This window comes from Paenibacillus sp. DCT19 (assembly GCF_003268635.1).
Taxonomy (GTDB): Bacteria; Bacillota; Bacilli; order Paenibacillales; family Paenibacillaceae; genus Paenibacillus.
Genome location: NZ_CP029639.1, coordinates 3,272,508 through 3,294,951, shown reverse-complemented (window position 1 = coordinate 3,294,951; position 22,444 = coordinate 3,272,508). Strand labels below are relative to the sequence as shown.

The 22,444-nt window shown below is 39.3% G+C and carries 19 protein-coding genes and 1 pseudogene; 2 read left to right on the top strand and 18 right to left on the bottom strand.

Annotated features, from left to right (window positions below; translation table 11 throughout):
- Window positions 1–14: 14 nt before the first annotated feature.
- The 9 genes from DMB88_RS14980 to DMB88_RS14940 form a co-directional block, all read right to left on the bottom strand.
- Window positions 15–1,646, bottom strand: coding sequence for a response regulator transcription factor (locus DMB88_RS14980; RefSeq protein WP_128101993.1), 1,632 nt, complete (start codon window positions 1,644–1,646; stop codon window positions 15–17).
- Window positions 1,621–3,378 (bottom strand): sensor histidine kinase, encoded by a 1,758-nt coding sequence (locus DMB88_RS14975; protein ID WP_128101992.1) that lies wholly within the window; start codon window positions 3,376–3,378, stop codon window positions 1,621–1,623. Before DMB88_RS14975 ends, DMB88_RS14980 begins: the two co-directional genes overlap by 26 nt.
- Window positions 3,379–3,533: 155 nt before the next feature.
- On the bottom strand, window positions 3,534–4,649 hold the full coding sequence (gene glf / locus DMB88_RS14970; RefSeq protein ID WP_128101991.1) for a UDP-galactopyranose mutase: 1,116 nt from the start codon (window positions 4,647–4,649) through the stop codon (window positions 3,534–3,536).
- A gap of 111 nt (window positions 4,650–4,760) precedes the next feature.
- Window positions 4,761–5,777, bottom strand: coding sequence for a glycosyltransferase family 2 protein (locus tag DMB88_RS14965; protein WP_128101990.1), 1,017 nt, complete (start codon window positions 5,775–5,777; stop codon window positions 4,761–4,763).
- Between the two features lie 27 nt (window positions 5,778–5,804).
- Entirely contained in the window at window positions 5,805–6,404 is a 600-nt protein-coding gene (locus DMB88_RS14960) for a hypothetical protein (RefSeq protein ID WP_128101989.1), read from the bottom strand.
- Complete coding sequence (locus DMB88_RS14955) at window positions 6,370–8,790, bottom strand: glycoside hydrolase family 2 protein (RefSeq protein WP_128101988.1); 2,421 nt, start codon at window positions 8,788–8,790, stop codon at window positions 6,370–6,372. The genes DMB88_RS14960 and DMB88_RS14955 overlap by 35 nt, the downstream gene beginning before the upstream one ends.
- Window positions 8,791–9,228 carry a hypothetical protein gene (locus tag DMB88_RS14950; RefSeq protein ID WP_128101987.1) on the bottom strand — a complete coding sequence of 146 codons (438 nt, stop codon included), beginning with the start codon at window positions 9,226–9,228 and terminating at the stop codon, window positions 8,791–8,793.
- Between the two features lie 5 nt (window positions 9,229–9,233).
- On the bottom strand, window positions 9,234–12,173 hold the full coding sequence (locus DMB88_RS14945) for a glycoside hydrolase family 3 protein (RefSeq protein ID WP_128101986.1): 2,940 nt from the start codon (window positions 12,171–12,173) through the stop codon (window positions 9,234–9,236).
- Window positions 12,174–12,207: 34 nt separating this feature from the next.
- Window positions 12,208–12,837 carry a hypothetical protein gene (locus tag DMB88_RS14940; RefSeq protein ID WP_128101985.1) on the bottom strand — a complete coding sequence of 210 codons (630 nt, stop codon included), beginning with the start codon at window positions 12,835–12,837 and terminating at the stop codon, window positions 12,208–12,210.
- A 244-nt stretch (window positions 12,838–13,081) separates the two neighbouring features.
- On the opposite strand from DMB88_RS14940, the gene DMB88_RS14935 reads away from it, so the two are divergent.
- Window positions 13,082–13,798: a LytR/AlgR family response regulator transcription factor gene (locus DMB88_RS14935; RefSeq protein WP_128101984.1), complete on the top strand. Its 717-nt coding sequence runs from the start codon at window positions 13,082–13,084 to the stop codon at window positions 13,796–13,798.
- A 711-nt stretch (window positions 13,799–14,509) separates the two neighbouring features.
- A complete protein-coding gene (locus DMB88_RS14930) occupies window positions 14,510–15,118 on the top strand; it encodes an ATP-binding protein (protein ID WP_164848698.1) in 609 nt (202 codons plus the stop codon).
- Between the two features lie 54 nt (window positions 15,119–15,172).
- On the opposite strand, the pseudogene DMB88_RS14925 reads toward DMB88_RS14930, so the two are convergent.
- The 9 genes and pseudogenes from DMB88_RS14925 to DMB88_RS14885 form a co-directional block, all read right to left on the bottom strand.
- Window positions 15,173–15,286: pseudogene (locus DMB88_RS14925) on the bottom strand (SDR family NAD(P)-dependent oxidoreductase); the annotation flags it as partial.
- Between the two features lie 117 nt (window positions 15,287–15,403).
- Entirely contained in the window at window positions 15,404–16,426 is a 1,023-nt protein-coding gene (locus DMB88_RS14920) for an NADH:flavin oxidoreductase/NADH oxidase (protein ID WP_128101982.1), read from the bottom strand.
- Between the two features lie 157 nt (window positions 16,427–16,583).
- Entirely contained in the window at window positions 16,584–16,949 is a 366-nt protein-coding gene (locus DMB88_RS14915) for a nuclear transport factor 2 family protein (protein ID WP_128101981.1), read from the bottom strand.
- 75 nt (window positions 16,950–17,024) lie between these two features.
- Window positions 17,025–17,360 carry a rhodanese-like domain-containing protein gene (locus tag DMB88_RS14910; protein ID WP_128101980.1) on the bottom strand — a complete coding sequence of 112 codons (336 nt, stop codon included), beginning with the start codon at window positions 17,358–17,360 and terminating at the stop codon, window positions 17,025–17,027.
- 170 nt (window positions 17,361–17,530) lie between these two features.
- Window positions 17,531–18,175, bottom strand: a complete 645-nt coding sequence (locus tag DMB88_RS14905) for an SDR family oxidoreductase (protein ID WP_128101979.1) — start codon at window positions 18,173–18,175, stop codon at window positions 17,531–17,533.
- 49 nt (window positions 18,176–18,224) lie between these two features.
- The gene (locus DMB88_RS14900; protein WP_128101978.1) at window positions 18,225–18,968 is read right to left on the bottom strand and encodes an SDR family oxidoreductase; all 744 of its coding nucleotides are present in this window, start codon (window positions 18,966–18,968) and stop codon (window positions 18,225–18,227) included.
- A 237-nt stretch (window positions 18,969–19,205) separates the two neighbouring features.
- The gene (locus DMB88_RS14895; RefSeq protein ID WP_128101977.1) at window positions 19,206–19,625 is read right to left on the bottom strand and encodes a MarR family winged helix-turn-helix transcriptional regulator; all 420 of its coding nucleotides are present in this window, start codon (window positions 19,623–19,625) and stop codon (window positions 19,206–19,208) included.
- Between the two features lie 510 nt (window positions 19,626–20,135).
- Window positions 20,136–20,561: a MaoC family dehydratase gene (locus DMB88_RS14890; RefSeq protein WP_128101976.1), complete on the bottom strand. Its 426-nt coding sequence runs from the start codon at window positions 20,559–20,561 to the stop codon at window positions 20,136–20,138.
- A 414-nt stretch (window positions 20,562–20,975) separates the two neighbouring features.
- Window positions 20,976–22,388, bottom strand: coding sequence for an InlB B-repeat-containing protein (locus DMB88_RS14885; RefSeq protein WP_128101975.1), 1,413 nt, complete (start codon window positions 22,386–22,388; stop codon window positions 20,976–20,978).
- Between the last annotated feature and the right edge of the window lie 56 nt (window positions 22,389–22,444).

Here is a 22,444-nt window from a genome sequence, read left to right as displayed (position 1 = left end):
TGTACCTTGCGTCTTTAAGATGTCCGAAACTCCTGCGGGGTTTGTCCCGTTTCTTTTTTAAAGAATCGACTGAAATAACCAGCCGAAGTGAAGCCAAGGGCTTTGGCGATATCCTGCACGAGATTTCTTGGGTCCGTTAGTAGTTCTTTGGCTCTTTGAATTCTCAGAGCTGCGATATACTCCGTAAGGGTTATGCCTTTTGATTGTTTAAACATTCTGGATAGATAATCCGGATTCAAGTACACTTGCTCCGCAAGATTGGATACAGAAAGGTCACCACCTAAATGTGTTTCAATGTACTGATTAATTTTCCAGAGTATGTCTATCCGCATGCTAGAAGACTGAGAGGAGTGGTAATGTTCAAATTGGTTTAAGATGTGCTGTAATGTCTTGATCCCTTCTTTTCGTATAAGAATGGATGTGGGCTGTAACAGCTTGGACATATGGGAAGCAACTGTAGTATCACGATCCAGCCCTAATTTGTTGGCAGATGTCAGTATACGAAGTGCTACCGCGCAATACATCTCCATGTATCGCATATCATCAATGGCCTCCCACTCAGCATAAGACGCCAGTTCTGACAATATAAATTGAACTTCATCTCTTCGTCCAGATTCAATGTACGTCTCTAGTGCATTTGCCTTCTTATGGAAAACCTCAATGAACCCACGTACCTCTTCTTCATCTTGATTCTCCGAACCTGTAAAGTTGTTATTCCTCACGATGATTTTTTGAGCATCATAGTATCGAGATAAGAAGGCTTTGAGAACTGTAAACTGCTTGACTACATCGCTCCAAACAATAGATCGTTCTGTAAGTGCAAATGAAAATGTATATCCTGTCGATTTTTCTAATGTTTGCTGAATCAATTCAATAGACCCGTTAATAAAAGTTATTAACTGCTCATCAGCTTTTGAGGAGTGATCACGAGATTGAATGAAGAAAACATAATACTCCCGGTTATATACAACGTCTGTGAATTCGGAATAGGCTGACAGAAATCGTACACAAACGGTATGCAGTGCCGTGAAAAGTAACTGTCTCTCTCTAGCTCGTAATGAAGAATTCACCAAATCTAATCTTGCCACACACATAATAAAGGGGCGGTCTATTGCAAGTTTGATCCCCATTGCCTCCAAATGTTGTGGTGTTAGATCCTCCTGCGATTGTAAGCCCTCCAGTAAGTCAGATAGGTAGATAAGGCGGTGATGCTCCGCATGTTTTTTCTGTATGTCACGTGCTTGTTTGATTAAAGTGTCCATCTTCTGTTCTTCATCCAAATCACGAATGGTTTTACGAACTGCCTCTACGATCGCATCGTCTCCCTCTGCTTTCAATATATAGTTCTGTGCACCTTGCTTAATGGCATGATGAACATAATCAAATTGATCGAAGCCTGTAAGGAATATGAGTTTGCATTCCGGCCATTGCCGTTTTACCTGATCACCAAGTTCTAATCCCGACATCTTAGGCATTTTAATATCGGACAACAGAATATCAACCCGCTTTTCAGACATGACTCTCAAAGCCTCCAATGCAGTAGATGCTTTGTAAACTTCAAGTCGATGTCCTTCGGCTTCCAGGAACAATTCGTATAATCCATTCAACAGCAGTTTCTCGTCATCCACAATTAACATCCGGTACATCGTCACTCGCCTCTTTCCGTGAAATCGTTAGTTCAATCTTTACTCCACCTAGCTCACTAGGACTGACCTTTATCCCACTCTCTGGTCCGTATTTGTACTGAAGCCTTCTATGCACATTCAAAATCCCCGAGATCTCTTGTTCATCTTGCGTATCCGATAGAAGCGCAGACAGTTTTTTTATAGCATCCTCACTGTCCTCACCGTTATCTTCGACAAGAACCACGATCTGTTCAGGTTTATCCAGGAACGAAACGCTAAGAATACCTCCTTCTATCACATTTTCCAAGCCGTGCACGAATGCGTTTTCAACTATAGGCTGAATAATTAGGCGTGGAACCGAAAGAGCTTTGATACTGTTCGGTAATTCGCCAAAATTCACGGTCACCCGATCTGAAAATCTAGCTAATTGTAGCATGGCATAATTACGAGCATGTGCCACTTCATTCTCAAGGGTGACTGTATCTCTAGAGTTGCGCGTTATGAATTGAAAATACTTGGCAAGCTGATCCGTGAAATGCACGGCTTCTTTGTCTTTTTCCATTTTAATAAGACGAATGATACTGAACAGGCAATTATATAGGAAATGAGGATTAATCTGTGATTGAAGCTGTTTCAGCTCCGCATTTTGTCGATGAATCCGCTGATTATAGATCTCATCTATTGAAATATTCAAATTGATTACCATATCATTGAAACGTTTGTATAAATAACCGAATTCGTCTTCCTTATTATGATGAATATTGAGTTCCAAATTTCCCTCTTCAATTCGCTTGAACGCGCGAACAAGCTTCACCATAGGCTTATTAATGATTCTGTTGATGTAGTACAGATACAGGGCAACCATTAGAATGGTCAGTCCGAAGAATAGCCAGAACCAGATAATAGATTTCGAGATTGGTTCAAACATCGTTGGTGTATACAAATAATGATCGATATACAAGTCATTTTCCGCCAGAGAAGATCTTACAAAAATATAATCTTTATTCGTTTGAATTGGTGAAGCTTCTTGAGTTGATTGTTTCATTTCCCCATACTGCCGTGTGATTGACTGTTCTAATTTGTCATCATTCACAACAATCATATTTTTGGCGTTTCGACCTAGTCCGAGTACAATCGCGCCAGAATAATCTTTTTCTAACGCAGCTTCGAAGCTGCGATGAAGTTCACTCGTTCTCATTTCGATCTCAACGATTATTTCAGGGGTGGTTCTATATTCGCTCTCAAGAGGGTATGCGACGCTAAGCAATCTGTCATCATAAGTAATAAGATGATAAGGATCTTTCAGCTTTTCAGGAGGGATATCTGTAACCTTCAACTGACCGTAACCGTCGTTTGCGGATATTTCAATATCAAGATTTGTTAAATAAAGACGTACATCCACGATGAAGTCGCTGCTGTTTCGAATGGATACTAGTTTGGATCTCAAAAAATGAATAAGCTGAATTTTGTGATAGGACTCAAGCGTGTCATATGCATTCGCAAACTGGATTACATATTCATCGTTAAGCATATCGTACTGAAGTGAATTAAAGCGGCTAAGGGTACTATTAAGCTCACTTAAATACTTTTGAGACTGCGTTTCAGTCGAGGTCATAATATCTTTCCGTAGTAAATCCGAAGTCCAGTTGTACAATATGCCTGCAAGTAAATATATTGGAAATGTCGCAACAATAAACGCTATGATCAGACGTTTATTAATGGATAGCCGCCATTTCGTATTTGTATTTCTCAACACGTCAACTCCTCCGATTTCTAGCTAATCATTACTTTTCCCCAACGAAAGAAAACGATTTCATTATTATGTAGACATAATATAGCATAAAGTTGTATTAGGAAGACTATTGTTATATTGATCTATAAATAAAAAAAGTCGCTCAATAGCGACTTTCAATGGGACTGCCCGAATTCTATGCTAACTGTGTTCAAGGCAGCTGCAATAACTTGGTGCATATCATAATATTGATACATTCCTAGACGTCCACCCAATATAATATGTGGTGATTGCTCTGCAAGTTTGTGATATTTTCTATATTTTTCAGTATTACTTTCGTCATTTAGAGGGTAGTAGGGTTCGTCGCCTTTGCTCCAAGCTTGGGGATATTCTTTTGTTATGATTGTTTTGGACTGCTTGCCGAATTCAAAGTGTTTATGCTCAATAATTCGAGTGTATGGTGTTTCGGAATCAGTATAATTTACAACTGCATTGCCTTGATAGTTTTGCTGATCTATAGTCGAGGATTCGAATCGTAAACTTCGATATTCTAACTCACCAAATGTGTAATCAAACAATTGATCAATCATTCCTGTATACACAATTTTGGGGAAGCTTTTTAAGTAGGATTCTTTGTTTGAAAAAAAATCCTGATTTATCTCTACCTCGATCAATTCACTCGATAGCATTTTTTCGATGATTTGTGTATAGCCACCAACAGGAATCCCCTGATAACGGTCATTAAAATAATTATTATCATACGTGAAGCGGACAGGGACACGTTTAATGATAAACGGAGGTAACTCGGTTGCTTTGCGCCCCCATTGTTTTTCTGTATAACCCTTCACCAATTTGTAATAAATATCCGTTCCGATTAATGAAATCGCTTGTTCTTCCAGGTTTTTGGGGTCTTTAATCTGTGTTGCCTGGATCTGTTCTGCAATCTTCAACTTAGCTTCATCAGGGGTAATCGTGCCCCATAGCTGATTAAATGTATTCATATTAAAGGGTAAATTGTATATTTCACCTTTATAATTGGCTACGGGGCTGTTCGTATATCGATTGAACTCCGCAAATTGATTGATGTAGTCCCAGATTTCCTTATTATTGGTGTGAAAAATATGCGCCCCATATTTATGAACATGTATGTCCTCGATCGGTTCCGTATAGATATTACCGCCAACGTGGTCTCGTTTTTCGATAACCTTTACTCGCTTCCCCCGTTTGGCTGCTTCATAAGCAAATGTACTACCGAATAATCCGGAACCTATGACTAAATAATCGTGTTGCATGTACACTCACCTGACCTTTCATTCGTTCATAAGAAAGCAATTGATATGAAATAACCTGTGGATTCTAAACGGATCCACAGGTTTAAAGATGATAAACGTTGTTTTATGCTTTCAATTAAATCCCACAATCTTCTGTGATAATTTATAGGCAGCTACTGACATTGTGCGACCCAAATGACCCGGCATATTCATCAATCTTCCCATGGCTCCATATCGGATACTATTGTATAATTCAATATCTTTATCCTTAATGTACTTCCACAGTTCTTTTTTCGCTTTTAGATTTTCCTTCTTCCCTGAACGAATCAATAATATGGTAGAGATCACGGTTATTATTTCGAGATGGTTCAGCATATATTGACGAAGTTTCAGGCTTTTAATCTCTTCCATATTGATCTGGTCAATCATGAGTTTATTAACTTTCAGCTGTTGGTCAATTCGCTCAATCATCACTTTCTCGTTGACGGATTGATCCTCTCGCCCAATAAAATAGCGATAAAAATCAACATTCACATAATAAATTCGCTCCACTTTTTCCAGCGGTTTAAACACAAACAGATTATCCACATAAAACGTATGCTCTGGAAGTTTCAATTTGCATTCTTTTAATAGACTCGTGCGATAAATAATCGAATGCATCAAGATATACTGACCTTTGCGAAAGGGTTTAATATCGTCCCATGAGAAAATGCATCCTTCAGGAAAGTTTTTTCCGTACTCCATCACTTTTTTGTACTTTTTCCCTGTTTTCTCATAGACAAAATTACTTACAACCATGTCGACTGTCTTATCTTCCGCTACCAACGTTTTTAGTGTTGCAAGTATTTCTTTGAAGGCACTAGGATCAATCCAATCATCACTGTCAACAACCTTTAAGAATAATCCAGTAGCAAAACTAATACCTGTATTGACCGCTCCACCGTGGCCTAAATTTTCTTGGTGTACGACTCTTACAATGGATGGATACTTCGCCTCATACTGCTCTGCAATCCTTTGGGTACTATCGCTAGATCCATCGTTAACAATAATGACCTCAAGTTCTTCATCGTCAATCAGCAAGCTACTTATACACCGATCCATGTAATCCTGCGAGTTAAAACACGGTATTACGAAAGATAATAGTTTCATAACAAACCTCTTCTTAGTGTCGTGTATTTATCCTATTGATATCTTATTTTTCTTCTCTTTAAAGATGATTTTCAATATCGGGAAGTATACCCAGAATGAAATGGCGGCATTAATAATCATGGTGATCAGATCAGCCGTTGTCTCACCAGATCTTCCAAATCGATCGATAAAGAAGCTGTAGATCGGTTCCTTATACCAACCCTGAAGTGCTCCTGCACAAATGGTAATCAAGATATAAGCTACAACATACCAAAAAGCGGCTTTATAAATGTTCCCTTTGGATCTGAACGTGATATTTCGTTGCGCAAAGAAATTAATGACCTGAGCAATACCCAAGGTTAATTGGACAGCAATGAAGTAAGCAAGACCTCCACCTCCACCTGATGCAATTGAACCAGCCGGATAATTGAAAATATAATAAACTGATCCGTCAAAATTATGACCTAGCGGAAAAAGTTGAAAAGTATAGGCTTCCATACGGCTTCCGCTAAACATGGCTTTTAAGACAGGCATAAGAACCATTTGAAAAACGGTGATGCCATTACTCAGGATCAGAAACATTAAAAATTCTGCCAACTTGGGATGCTTATCTCTATAATTGTTCCAGTACAATCTGATTGCTTGCATACCGATCACTTCCTTCTAATATCACGTTAAAGCTTAACTGGACAGGTTCAGTCTGGTTGGAGGTGATTGTCAATGTTCCCTCGCCAGCTGTCCCGTGTGTCTTGATATACGTACCACACATACCGCCCTCTGCGACGACACAGTCTGGTCCTACGATTTCTATCGCACCTTCTGCTTTTAGAAATAAAGGTAAATGAGAGTAGGTTGCATTATTGTTATTGGCATCTGCTACTCGAATACGAACTGACGCCATATCATATGTGTCAGCTTCGACTAATTCCGCAGCACTAACGGTGGTTTCCACATGAATACTCGCGTTAGATGATTTCACAACCTCTGCGACAACCTTTCCTTTTTTCACAGCTTCAAAACGATAGACGGGTGCTGAAGCTCCCCAATTCTCAATGTACTTGAAAAACAAACGATAGAAGGTGATCGGCGATACAAGGTGACGACACATGACCCATACTGCTTTAAAAATATACTTTACAGGTAATGCAGTTCCAAAGCGCTGGATAGCTAATAGGCTCTCTTTGATGGCATCTGCTTTCTTACGGGAATACTTCTCTCCTTCTTCTATTACGTTCCCTACGGTGTCATAGAATTCGATCGGTGGATGTGGTAAATAACGATACTTTTGGTTAACCGGTTCAAACTCCCGAATCATGATGTCATTCTTATACAGCCGGACTTGATCCGCATTAGTGAAGATGTAGTTTTCACCAACAGCACCACCAGGGTAATCTCCGATATGCATATCTGAACCCACTTCCAGAACGGGAGCATCTTCTGAGAAACTAGCGTAGACTCTGGCAGCAAGCTTCGGATTACGAAACATGTCCATCACACCGTGGTAGCAAATACGATCACCAGATCCAAAATCACCATGGGTTTGATAATCAAACATACACCAGCCAAAAGAGCCTGCAATGTCTTCTCTTTTATACACTTCATTCAAGACATTGGCGTAACGCATAGCGTGAGAAAGCCGGCGAGAAGGCTCATCTGTTGCTTTTGTTGGAAACATATGACCATTAAATTCGGAGATCAAATACGCTTTGCTTTTACTCGGTGAAATCAACCACCTTGGTAGTAGCGCAGCGTTCTTTCCAGTATGAGAAAAATCATTAAACCCATAGACATCTTCTAATAGATTACTTCTCCACAGAAAGCGAACTCCACTGGTCTGTCTGCTGTGATCCAAACGGCGAGCGATTTCATTCGTCTTTGTATATAGAACGTCATCATCTTGCGACTCATTCAATCGAACCCCCCACAGAATAATGGAAGGGTGATTACGATACTGCAGAATCATTTCTTCCACGTTTTCACAAACAATCTGTTTCCACTCTTCATCGTCTTTGATATGTTGCCAACCTGGTGTTTCGGTAAACACGAGCAATCCTAAACGATCACATGCATCCAGGAAATGCTTAGACTGAGGGTAGTGCGAGGTACGAACTGCGTTAACATGTAGTTCTTCCTTTAATATTCGTGCATCCTCCACCTGCATTGAAGCAGGCATAGCATAGCCTACATACGGATAACTCTGGTGGCGATTCAGCCCACGAATCTTATATTTTTCACCATTCAAATAAAATCCATCATAGCGAAAATCAATTTGGCGGAATCCGAAAAATACATTATACTCGTCTATTATTTCTCCATTATGCTTTTTAAGCGTTGCTACTAACGAGTAAAGATAAGGAGTCTCCGGGCTCCACGCGTTGCTATTAGGAACATTAATCTTGCATTCTTTGAGTTCTGCCCCTATTACATTCAGGGTGGTATGGGCAACTATCGTTTGCTGTTGATCTAACAAACTTAATTCCACAATGTGTGTTGAATCAGGTTGACTAATTGTAACGTCAATCAGTGCTTGGTCTTTCTCCGGTGTTCGGACAAAAACATCTTCTACATAGCTTTCATTAGCTACTAACAACCACGCTTCACGATAGAGTCCACCGTAAGTCATGTAATCAATAACATGACCAAATGGCGGTACATTTGCGTCTTCTCGTGTATTCAGACGAACGACAATTCTGTTCTCGGCTCCGTACACCAGTTTATCCGTTACTTCTACTCGAAAAGCAGTGTATCCGCCATTGTGAGTCGTTAGCTGCTCGCCATTGACAAATACTTCTGCTACGTGAGCGGCACCATCAAACTGAAGAAACAAACGCTGACCTTTCAGTGTATCCGGAACCATCAGATGACGTCTATAACCACAGATCATCTGACAAGCACTCTCTTCCATGTAGTGTACAGGGACTTCTTTACAAGTATGGGGCAGCCTTACGGCTGTCCCCTCACCTGTAAAGTTGAAAAATTCATCAGTAATATTCTCTATAAAACTCCATCCATCACAGATACTAATTTTTCTCATTTATGTTTCTCCGCTTTCATTTGAAGTATGAACAGTATGGTTTAACCCTTCGGACTTGGATTGTTTCATAAAACAAGAGATCAATGCTGCAATAGTTCCAATAGTAAAGGTAATACCAAAGACCAGCACAGCTTGAGGATTTCCTCCAATAAAGTTGACTCCGTTTACAACATCTGATAATGTCGGGAACCCTAGATAGAAATGCATAGATAATGCGACCCCAAAGGCAATGGCTGGTAGAATAGGGGCAAAGAAATAGTTTTTAAGCAAAACCAGCAATTCTCCTAATACGCCAGCAATAATTAAACCAAAGGTGATGAAGGAAAAGGTGCGATCACCATGATTAACAATGAGAAACACAATGTTAGCTACCAGCATTAAACTCGCAGCCATAAATCCGATCCAAAAGCCTAGTGTTCTGTCTTTAAATAAGACCATTTAGGTTAAACCTCCCTTATCCTTCTTGCATAGCCAGTTCTAATGAACAGGAATAAACTCAACAGCGTTAATGCACCAAGGGTATAATTCGTAACCTTCAAAAATGTTTGCCACCATGGTACAAAATCTTCTACTTCAGTTTCAGCCGATAGACCATTAATCAAAGTAGAATTAGCTAAGGAATAATAGAAGCCTTTATTGGCTCTTCTTAACTCTTGCAATACGTAACCATCCTTGTTACTTGCAAGATATTTGTGAATCTCACTCGCACGGGCAGTATCCGCGTTAAAGGTATCTGTTCCAGCAACAAGTGATTCCACCGTTGGGATATTCGGATTACCTTTAACTGAATCTGTAATCGTAACCCCTTTGAAGCCCCATTCATTTCGAAGCACTTGTGTCAGCGTTGCATGATCTGCATAGGCCAAACGAGCACCAATTCGAGAGAATGACATCATCGTACCAAGCGCTTCTCCTTTGGTGAAGGCACCCTCAAATGCTTTCAAAGGACCTTGACGATAGGATTGTTCAGTCGCAAATGTAGCTAACTCGCTTCTATTTGTCTCTTGGTCATTGGCAACAAAGTGTTTAATGGAAGCGGTTAATCCCTTCGCTTGCATTGCTTCTGTCTGAACTGCACCCATGATATAACTCAGAATGCTATCTTCAGAGTAATACTCAAAGTTACGTCCACTAAATGGAGTCCGATGTAGATTGGCTCCTGGTGACCAGAGCTGTGTCGTTCCAGTGAACAGAGCATCCTCTGCGATAAAATCACCACGTTCTGCGATTAACTGTTGGTTCCACGTTGATGCTGCTACAATTTGACTAACATGTGCCGTAGACGGTTGACCATTATTAAACAAATAATTGGATTGAGCGCCTGAAGGTCCGTCTGTATTTTTGTTGGCAGGTTTATTAATGGACTTCACAGCTGGTTGTCCAAAATTCTCCCCGATCGTCGCACTCAACTCAGCAATCGTTAATTGACTCAAGAACGTATTCCATTTCTCATCGTCATCAAACGGAACATCCTTCATATCAACCAGTTTCAGCCCTGCATCTACACCTTGAGCAAAGCTATCATACGCTGGCGCATCACTAGGCTTTTGATATTTTTCGTTATACAATACTTCTTTTAATTTATCAGTGGCCTCAACAGCGGTGTATGCTTTAGGATACGTATTCCAGTCATTACGTGTTAAATACGTAACCGCATTTTCAGCGAAGTAATTATAATCAATATCATCATATTGATTGGAAACCACTTCATCTGTATATTGAGATTTGGCATAGGTTACATTATCTAACGTTTCTAGCGGTACAGAGACTGCTTTATTGGCATCTCCATCTACCACTGAACCATTAGCCAGCAATAGCTTGCCTGCTACGGCTGCACCTTGCTTATTTGCCATCACATTATTGAGAGCGTCATGACTATCATTACCTATTGCAAAATAGTAGTCGCCTGGATCAAAGACATAACTACCCTTCTTGCTTGGATCAGCCCCATTTTCAGCATTCTCATCATAGGTTGCAAATAAATAGTCATCAATTGTAACCGTGACATCTTCAGATTCACCTGCACCCAGTTCACTCGTTTTTCCGAATCCAACTAACTGTATTGCAGATTTTTCTGCTTGCCCTTCTTCATATGGAAGTTGAGCATAGACCTGTACAACTGATTTAGACTTTCCTGTATAAGCTGATTCCTGAGGATAGCCCTCATTCGTCACCTTAACCTGAGCCGTTACTGTTTTGGCATTTCTGTCCCATTCCACCGAAGTTAACTGCTGAGTGAAATTAGCATAGCTATTACCATAGCCAAATGGATATACCATTTCGTCAGCGTAGCTCCAACGTTCTTGATTAACAAAAGCACCTGCGCTGCTATCCGCATTATTTAAACCCAGGACAGCATCGTGATATCTTGTTTCGTAGTACTTATAGCCTTGATAGATACCCTCTGCTTGGATGATATAATGACCATTATCATTCGAGTATTGAAAATCGCCTGCGTTTCTAACCGCTGGTGCAGATAAGGAGTCTGCTGCAAAGGTATCCACGAGTCTACCTGAAGGATCGGCCGCACCTACTAGTACATTTGCCACGCCTGTAAAGCCTTTAAGACCCGGATTTCCGATCCACAGGGCAGCATCAACCCCGTATTCCTGTTCTTCAAGCCAACCTAGTTCCATCGCATATGCACTATTAATCAGAACAACAATCTTCGAAAATTTCCCGCTATCCTTGATCATTTTTAATAGATCTTTTTCTGTGTTATGAAGTGCCAAGTAAGAAATGCCGTCTCTGTCGGTTGTCGCTAAGTCTTTACCTTCCCCACCATCACGAGACAACATGACAATAGCCACATCATTGAAATTATCTTGGTATGTTGCTTGTAGGTCATTGGTATAGAAATTTTTATCAACTTCTCCAATGAACCAATCGGGAGACGCTTTTGCCCTAGCCACATCACTATTCTTGTAAGCGTCGAACAACCTGTCATTAATGGTGAATCCAGCTTCCTTTAAAGCATTGTACAAATTAACCTGACGTTTCTCATCCATACCAGGCCCACCAGAATTCCCGCTATATACAGGATCTGCCGTCGCCCGACCAAACAAGGTAACACTACGTTCTTCAGCACGTAATGGCAGTGCGGATTGGTTATTTTTTAAGAGAACCGTTCCTTCTTCCATCGTCTGCACATCGTGTTTATCCGAATCGACTAACATCTCTGCTAAACCCTGATCAGATAACTCATAGTTGCTTGGATAATACGTCGAGCTCTCATCAGCTTGGATTACAGGTGGAGTGATTTTAAGAAAAACATTCACTTGACCACTCCAACTCATTAGCAGTTCAGTCATAAATAAACTAAAGGCTAAGAGAAATGCTGAAAGCGCCGTCAATCCGCGCCATAATTTTTTTTTGCTTTTCAATGCAGCTACCTCCTACAGAGTCCATTTATTTAACTTAATGTGTTGCTTCTTCGCTTTCTTTTAGCACTGTGTAATCGAAGCTTGCTCTTGCAGGGTCAACAATAATGGAAGTTGCCGGGAATGATACGGATTCAAGGTATTGCTCTGCAGTTAAGGCTGCACCTTCTCCACCAGCTGCTTGCCCCATTTCATCAGTCCATGCAAGCGTATTCAAATAACCAATAGGATTTGCACCTGCCGAATATGAACTATTCACCATCACTGATGTAGGTTGGGATAATTCAAGTGTACGTAGCCCATCTTCGTCTTTTACAGTTACTGTCCCATAATATTTAGTAATGTCTGCTCCTCTAGGTACAACATCGTATTTACCGCTATCTTCAAATAACAATGCTCCCGAAAAAGAAGTACCTGTGGATGTTAAGATATACGTATTATCTGCAAATGTCTCAATGGATTGGACGCCAAAAGTGGCCCTTTTAAAGGTATGTTCCGGGTAAGCACTTGTGAATGCCACATTAGTTGTAGACGCATAATACCCTGTAGGGTTATTAGATGCACCTGACTTCTCTCCGTCTGTACCACTTCCACATGCTGTTAAAGCAACCAACATCATGACCATACAAATTGCCGTGAAGGCTGTTTTCGCTGTTCTTTTTCCCATGTTGCTATCCCCTTTTAATCAATTATTGTATACGCTTTCCTTAGCGCACCTCTATTGTATGGCGTAACGCCAGTTGTTTGTGGCATTTGGCATAAACTCAAAGAATTAAAGAAAATTCACGACCGGGTTTTTAGTTTATGAGGTTTTTTTTTAGTTTACGCTGAGGTTTAGGTTGTATTATTGACAAAGAGAGGCTCACTTTCTATAGTGAACATAAATTAGAGATAAAACTAAGGGGTGAAAGATGATTATCAAAATCGCTATTGTAGAGGATGATATCAACCAGGCGCGTTTGTTAGAAAGTCATCTGACGAACTATAGTGCCGAAAAAGGACTTTCCTTCAATATCGTGCATTTCTCACAAGCTGTTGCACTGTTGGAGAATTACGACTCCAATTTTGATATCATATTCATGGATATTCAATTACCGTATATGAATGGAATGGACGCTGCGCGTAGTATCAGAGCACTCGATAAAACAGTGATCCTAATCTTCATTACCAATCTTACTCAGTACGCTATTCAAGGATATGAAGTGGAAGCGCTTGATTATATGTTAAAGCCGGTGGAGTACTATGATTTTGCCTTGAAAATGTCACGTGCCATGCAAAGACTTAACGAGAATCCCAAAGATGAAATACTTATCCCTTCGGACAAAGGAATCCTCAAAGTTTCTCCCAAAAGCATCCGCTATGTTGAAACAGAAGGGCATCATGTCATTTATCATTCGGTAGAAAATAGCTTCCGGCAGTATGCCACTATTTCATCTATCGAAAAAAAAATGCACGGATACGATTTCTTCAGATGCAATAATTGTTACTTGGTCAATCTGGCGTATGTTCAAAGCGTACAGGGATACACTGTTACATTAGATGGAGGCATTGAGCTACGGATCAGTCAGCCCAGAAAGAAAGCCTTTGTTAATAAACTAATGGAGTATGTGAGAGAAAAAGATGAATAGTATGATTTCTGATTTTTTGGATGTCTACTCCAAACAGATTATCATTCGATCGGCTAGTTTAATTGAATTTGTGTTTTGCATTTTCATTCTGACACTGCCTTATCAAAAATCAAAAGGGTTTTGGTTAAAGCTATGTATCATGGCTAACTTGGCGATTCCACTACTATTGTTAGTATCTTATATGAATTTTCATTATCCTTATCTATTTCCCGGAGTGGTAAGTACTGTTGTCTATATTTTCGTTTTGAGTGCTCTATGTTTGCTGTACAAGGAAAATTTTTCAGAACTATTGTTTTGTCTATGTGGCGGTATTGCGATCCAGATGATTGTAGGCCGGTTGTATGAAATATTTATTGTTGTATTCAAACAAAATCCGTATGAAACACTCTCCCTTTTAAGGAAATGGTTCCGTTACGGGATTGGTTAGTGTATTCCTTGATACATTGCATTTTTAGTATTTCACTCGCTCTACTCTTTCGTCGTAACAAAGTCTATGAACACGACAAAAGTAACAAGGTCTTAATTGTTATTTTTTCATTGATTTTTATTTTTGTCACCGTAATCATTAACTCGTTAAGTCGTTCCTTCGAGGGCGATAACAGTATCTTGGATTTCATCATTCGGATTTTTGCAATTCTGTATGCTCTACTTACATTGTTATTACGTACAAGAATATTGGAAACGAGTAAACTAAAACAGGATTTATTAATTATGGATGAACTACTGCATGCGGAGAAAAAACAGTTTGAAAGTATGCGAAGTGAAATAGAACTGATTAATATGAAATGTCACGATCTTCGGCAACAATTGTCAAATGTGAGTTACAAACTGACTAATCAAGAACTCGAGTCATTGAATGCTGCTATTGAAGTGTATGACACCTCCGTGAAAACCGGTAGTGATATCCTGGACGTAATTCTCTATAAAAAGCAGCTTTACTGTGAGAAAAATCAGATTCGAATGAGTTGCATGGCTGATGGTCGATGTTTGTCTTTTATTTCACCCACTCATCTATACTCTCTATTAAGCAACGGAATAGAAAATGCTCTGGAGGCTGTACAATCCGTAACCAATGATAAGAAGCGAACGATTTCGATTACAACAGGCAATGAAAGCGGTATCATTTCTATTCACATCACAAACTATTTTAATAGTGACCTGATCATCAAAGATGATGTGATACAAACAAATAAGAAAAACAAAGATCGTCATGGCTTTGGCATTAAGAGCATGCGGCATATTACAGAACAATACAATGGAACTCTAACGTTTCACACAGACGAAGATATTTTTTATCTTCATATCTATTTCCCTAGATAATGAATGGCAAAAAACGATCAAGGTACCGAAAGTACCTTGATCGTTTTTCTTCATCCTTGCTGCAAGTACTACTGATGCTCCTTGTTTTTCAAGGTAAAGTGCAGTTGCTTCACCGATGCCTCGTGACGCAGTAGTGATAATAATAACTTTATCCTTAATATAAGACATTAATAAAACTTCTTTTCATGTGATATTTTGGTGATCGGATGATCAGCCAGAGAACACTATTGAAATCACTATCATCTCTGGAGCCGATTCTCCGGTGAAAACACTCAGTAATCTTTGTTAGAAGCCTGTGGTATATTGTTTAGGAACTTGTGTTTCTTTTCTTAATTTCGAAGCAGCTTCCAATGCCCAGTAAGGATTTCTGAGCAATCCTCTACCAACGGCAACCAGATCACCCTCTTCGTTTCCAATTACGGCATTTGCCAAAGTTGGATCATCTAGTCGTCCAACGGCGATTACTGGAACATTTAGAGCATTTTTGATTCCTTTAGCTAGTGGAACCTGGTAAGCAGCATGTGTACCTGGTCTGCCCCATGCAGCAATCGGTCCTTCTCCACCCGATGAAATATCAAACATATCTACACCTGCTTCTTGATATTCTTTAGCAAATTGAATGCTCTCCTGAAGGTCATAGCCACCTTCTACATATTCTTTAGCAGAAATGCGCATCAGAAGCGGCATATGATCCGGCATTTCACCTTTCGCTGCTGTGATGATTTCCCGACCAAACAAGGTAAGATCTTTACCATACTCATCATCACGTTTGTTCGTCAGTGGTGAATGGAATTGATGAATTAGGTAACCATGTGCACCATGGATTTCAATCGTATCAAATCCTGCTTTCACTGCACGAGCTACCGCACTACGGAATTTTTCAACCAGCCCTTTTACCTCGTCCGTAGTTAGAGCACGCGGTGTTTTAGAGTTTTCATCAAAAGCAATCGCAGATGGAGCAACGGGTACTTCCGCATCCTCTGCTTTACGGCCAGCATGTGCAATTTGAATTCCTACCTTTGCACCGTAGCTATGACAAGCGTCTACAATTCTCTTCAATGCTGGAATTTGTTCATCGGACCACAAGCCCAGATCGAAATCTGAAATTCGACCATCTGGCTCAACATCCGTCATCTCAATCATAATAAACCCTGTACCGCCCACTGCCCGACTTACATAATGCATGTAATGCCAATCGGTGGCGATTCCATCTTTGTTGTCCACCGAATATTGACACATAGGAGACATTACAATACGGTTCTTCAATTCCATGCCTTTTATTGTAAAGGGGCTAAATAAATCTTTCATTAGAAAGACTCCTCTCATTTTCACAGTATTTAAATGCATGCACAAGCATTTATATATTATCAGAACTATTCTTTTTGTCAACCCGAACATCATTCATTTTGAAGTTCGCTAAAATAAATCTTCCCCAAACAAACAAAAGATATACTTTCCTAAACCATCAATATTGATGGAACACTTTAGAAATAACTTTCCATTGACCATCTATTTTAAGGAGCGTGTGATAATCTGCATACTCAATGCCAGGTGCCTCTAGAATAATTCGAACTACTGCAACAGTCACCGCTACATCTAGAACATCAATTCTGTATTTCAAATCTTTTGCGGGTTCTAGCGTGTCGATCAATTCATAAAGATTTCGAATCGAACCTGTACTGAGGTTACCATCATTTGTATAACCATACATAATTGCATCTTCATGAAAGGTAGATTTCATTACATCGCCTTTACCCTCGATATTCCCCTCAATGTATCCCTGCATTGCATTAACGATTTCTTCATAATCCTTCAACGTTGCTTTACTCATTATAATTATCTCCTTTTAATTTTATTTGCTTGCGCATGCATTTATAGTAATGCGAATTGAATTGTATTTCAATTACTACGATTTAATGACATATAGATTGCGGAATCCTCGCTTTAACAATATACGTGCAGCTTTTTTAGTTTTGAACTTTCCTTGTGAAAGTATAAAGATATGTTCCCCAGGAGTAATATGCTTTTGCCATACATAAGGAAGTCGACCCAAAGAAATATTAATAGTTCCGTTTGTAGGTTCTGAACTAAATTGAGATGAATCCCGTATATCCACCACTTTATAATCCAGAAACTCAATTTGTAGTTTCTTGAATTCTTGACCACTGACATATTGCAGATTTGATAATGGCCATAGTTGGCGTACAGCAACCAACAACCCAATAAGCACAGAAGTAAACATCAACCAAAACATCCTTAACTCCCTTTCATAACAAAAGAAACAAACGTGTTTCAATTCGTAATTTGTATCCATTATTAAGAATTTTTAATTGAATTCCACATGGGTACAACCTGTTATAACAAGTTCAACTTCAGTAATTCCTTATATTTCACTTTAGTCTCTCCCTACGATCAAATTTGTTGCAACGCATTGACAATTGATACTTCTCCTGTAATCAAATCAAAAGTCTTTCTAAATGTGTTTTCTTCTTTTAATGCAGCAATAATGGTGCTTGCCACATCTTCACGTGGAATACTACCATAAATGATATTTTCAGCAGCAGACACCTTTCCTGTTCCTGGTTCATTCAACAATATCCCTGGACGTATAATTGTGTATGTTAAGCTGCTACTCTCAAGTACTTTGTCTGCATAATGCTTTGCAGCATAATATGGAAGTATGTTAGCATGCCAATTGTCCCTATTGTTAGCCTGAATTGCACTGACCATGATAAATCTGTCAATGCCTGCTATTTCAGCAGCTTCAATAGTCTTACCTGCACCGTCCAAGTCAATGAGCAACGTTTTATCATCGCCCGTTTTACCACCGGAACCCGCAGCGAAGACAATAGCATCACAACCCTGAACAGCTTCAACAATGGAAGCAACCGAGCCTTCCAAATCAGCAAGAACAGTTTCAACACCCAATTTCTCATAAACTTCAGCCTGCTCTTTTTTTCGAACCATCGCACGAACGCTGTGATCCTTACTTTCTTTTAATAATGCGATAAGTTTTTGTCCGATTTGTCCATTTGACCCCACTACTAAGACTTTCATTTTATCACTCCTTAGGTTTGAGATTTCAATTGAGACTATTACAACATTCTTACCATTCTTGAGAAGTAGGAGATACGATTACATCATTGATTAAAACATTAGCAGGCTTATTCACCACAAACCCAATAGTCTCTGCTACATATTCGACATCAATAGCCACTTCATTTAGATTCTCTAATACTGACTTAACATCTTGGTCTGTAACTGTACTTTGCCAATTTGTTGCGATCATACCAGGAGACACTAAGGAAGCCTGAATATTGTGTTTCACGGACATTTCTTTACGTAAACTTTCCGTTATTGCTCTCATCGCATATTTTGTAGCGCTATAAACACCATGTCCTTCTCCAATTGCATGTCCAGCAATTGAGCCAACATTAATAATTTGCCCTTGACCTTGTTTTTTCATATGGGGTAGTACAGCAGCAATTCCATACAATGTTCCTTTGATATTTAGATCAATCATTTTCTCCCACTCTTCAACATGTGCATTGTCCCACATAGAGAACAGCATGTAACCTGCACAATTAATTAACGTGTCAACGCGCCCCACAGAATCCAAGGTAAAGTTGACCAGCGCTTGAACCTCTTCGTTAACGGTTACATCAGTTACTTTGTAGTATGCTTGGCCACCATCATTTTTGATACGATCAGTCAATGCTTTCAACTTCTCTTCATTTCGAGCTGCGAGTACAACAGTTGCCCCATGCTTAGCCAAATACAATGCTGTTGCTTCGCCTATGCCACTAGATGCGCCTGTCAAAATAATCACTTTGTGTTGAATATAATTCATTCTCAATCCCCTCTCTCCAACTTCTTTTTATTTCAGATACATATACTTGAATTTAAAAGCATGCGCATGCATTTAATTTAATGGATTACAAAATGATTGTCAAGCTGTGCTGCAGCATTTTTTTGAAATAGGTGACCTTCATCCGTTTCATCCTAGTATTATTATAATCAAAAAAACTCACCTAAACATCAGTGAGCCCTCTTATATACTTTTTATTAGGAAATTCATGATCTAGTATTACTTTTTATCAAATAAGCTTTGTACTTTTGTCAACTCACCCTGCTGAAGTTCCTTTTGCAAAATTTCATTAACGGTTACTAAAGCTCGATGGAATTTATTTTCTCCTAGCTCCGTAATTCTAGTGTAAATTCCTCTTTTATCATCTTCACACACATGTCGTTCTAATGCCCCACAATTTTTTGCTTCCATTCTTACAACAAGACGGGATGTGGCACTTTGACTTAAACCTATCAGTTCTTGTACTTGTTGCAATCTTAGCTCTTTATCTTCAGAATTTGATATAAAATATAAAACATAAAACTCCTTTAACGACAAATCATACTGCTCTTCTAGAGCATTTTCCAATCTATCATGGATACTGGTAAAACTATTTGTCAATGACATCCATATATTCAAGGCATCATTATTATTTTTCAATTTATACCCACCTAATTTAAGTATAGTTTTACTACATAGTTTATGCTATTGTATCAAGCATCAACAAAACGGTCAAAATAAATACACTCTAAAAGCGATTGTTTGCTGGTATGATCCCCTTGAGTCTTAGAGTCAACTATACTTTTTCATATTGTCTACTTGACAGGGTTATGGCCATGCGTTTGACTCTTATGTTTTTCTCCCTTTGATCAAATTTAATAAATTTTTATTACATTATTCTCCTTACGGATAAATTATTAGGACTTGCCCGTTTGGTTAAACAAAAGCAGCCGACCACAATTGACCGGCTGCTATGGCTAGTTCTCCATCAGCAATCTTTGCAAATAATTCTTTTCCATTCGAAACGTGCTTCTCGTTAGCTTAATGAATTAACTGATCAGATATATACTTCATTGTTTGCTCAACTCTATAAATCAAGTGTTTATTGATCGGTGTCTGTATGACATTATACATCAACATCCTCATATATCCGCTTCCCTATAAGGTTTATCACTTCTTGACCAGAACCGTTAAGTCTCCTTCAAAAACGAGTTCCTCTCTGCTATTGAAAGTAGAAAACTTCACCGTAACAAGCCCTGCTTCATTCTTCTTTTCTTTTACTTCAATAACTTCAACCATGTTATACAAGACATCATCAGGATAAACGGGTTTAATAAATTTGATATTATTGAACGCGGTTCCTGCAATAACATCATCACCATAACTGCCCGTTTCAATCCACAGCTTAAATGAAACCGCCAAAGTTTGGACTCCCGAAGCAATGATGCCATTAAATCTTCCCTCTTTGGCTTTCTCTTCATCTAAATGCATATACTGAGGATCGAACTCAGCTGCAAATCTCGTAATATCCTCTTTCGTGATCTCAAGAGATTTTGTTTTAAAAGTTTGGCCAACAAAAAATTCATTAAATTTCATATATTAAGCTCTCCTTTGTTGAGATGAAGATGAACCCGATTATCTCTATTTATTGTTTCAACTTAATCACAATTATAACACTTGATAATAGTACTTGATACTAATAAAAGATCAGGTTTCTCTCACAGCTGAATATGATGAATCGGGTTAAATAATTTTTCTTACTTACTACAATCCCGTTTAGATAATAATTTTATTGGCAACAACACAATGTCTTTGCCCTATGACATCACATAATTGCGGTACATTATCTTGCCACTTTCAGTTTCATATGCAGGTATTATTATTAAAGTGAAGCTAATCCCGGTAATATATGATACCTTGCTTAATCTCAATACCATAGGTTTATAACAAAAAGAAAGCCGCTGTAATAGCGACTTCAATGAAAATATGTTTTTCTACCACGCCAAAGGTTTATTTTGACATATTCAATGCTCTATACATCATTACCGCGAACTGTGCACGTGTCACGGGTTCATCCGGCTTAAATTTGCCGTTGTTATCACCTAGTACAATCTCTAGTTCTGCTAGTGCAGCGACATAATCATAGCTCCAATGCGTTGTAGGTATATCTTGGAAAGTACGAGTTCCACCTGGTTCTATCTCAAGAGCCAGTGTCAAAATTTTAGCCATCTGTGCACGAGTCAGCGAATGATTGGGCTGAAAATCCCCATTTGATCCATCGACTATTCCTGCTTGCTGTAGTGACATAACGGCTTCATAGTAAGGATGACTTGGTGATACGTCAGAAAATGAAACTGCCTCACGTTTTGGCTCAAACTCGAAAGCACGTATGAATATTAGAGCCATGTGATGGCGCTTGATGCTTTCATTGGGATAAAAAGAACCGTCGGGATAGCCTGTAATTATCCCTTGACTGGCTAATTCCTCAATCATTTCTTTTGCCCAATGTCCTGAAAGGTCGTCAAAAGCAACAACAGGTCGTTCAGGTTTTGGTTCTTCTGGGGTTGATTGCGGATTGGCTGCAGGTACCGATACTGTGTTTGCGATCCATTTTGCATACAATGTAGCATCTTTGGTCACTCGATCCTTAGTGATGTCCCACGTGTTGGTCAGCGCCATATCATGATACCATCCGCCAAATGTATAACCTTCTTTAGTAGGAGTTGGTAGTTCGGCTAACCGTGTATCATACACGACAGACAGATTATTTAACCCGTTCCCTCCGTTCGTTTCAAAAGATACTATGAATCGCTGGGGAGGCGTTGGAGAACTTCCTCCTCCATTATTTTCAGAAGAGTTATTTTGAATCCATTTCGCATACAACGTCATATTCGCTGTAATTACATCTCTCGTAAAATTCCACTGGTTAATGAGGGCTGTCTCTTTAAACCAGCCACCAAATGTATAACCTGGTTTAGTTGGTGCGGTCGGTGCTGTTGCTGTTACGTTGTATGATATATTCTGAGTCGGGACAACAGCGCCTCCATTTGATTGAAATGATAATGTATAAGAATTTACCTTCCACAGAGCATACAGCGTGACATCTGAGGCATTAATATTGAACGTGTGATTTGCCAGATAACTTACCCCACTGCCATCTGCTGATGTATTCCAACCATCAAACGTAAATCCAGTCCTCACTAAATTTCCACTATTATCAGATACTGTAACGGTATGTCCGTTCTCATAAGATTGACTATCGACTGGTTCTTGTCCTCCAGTAGCACCGTTTCCCTCGTATTTAACGCTATATCTATTTGGAGCTGGTTTATTGATAATAAATGTTATGGTAGTTGAGTTACCGGCGCTATCCGTAACCACGAGTACATAGGAACCATCAGTATCCACAGTCGTTCCACTCACAAAAGAACCACCATTTAGTGTTGCAGTACCTTCGTTAAATGTAATGGTTTGTGAGG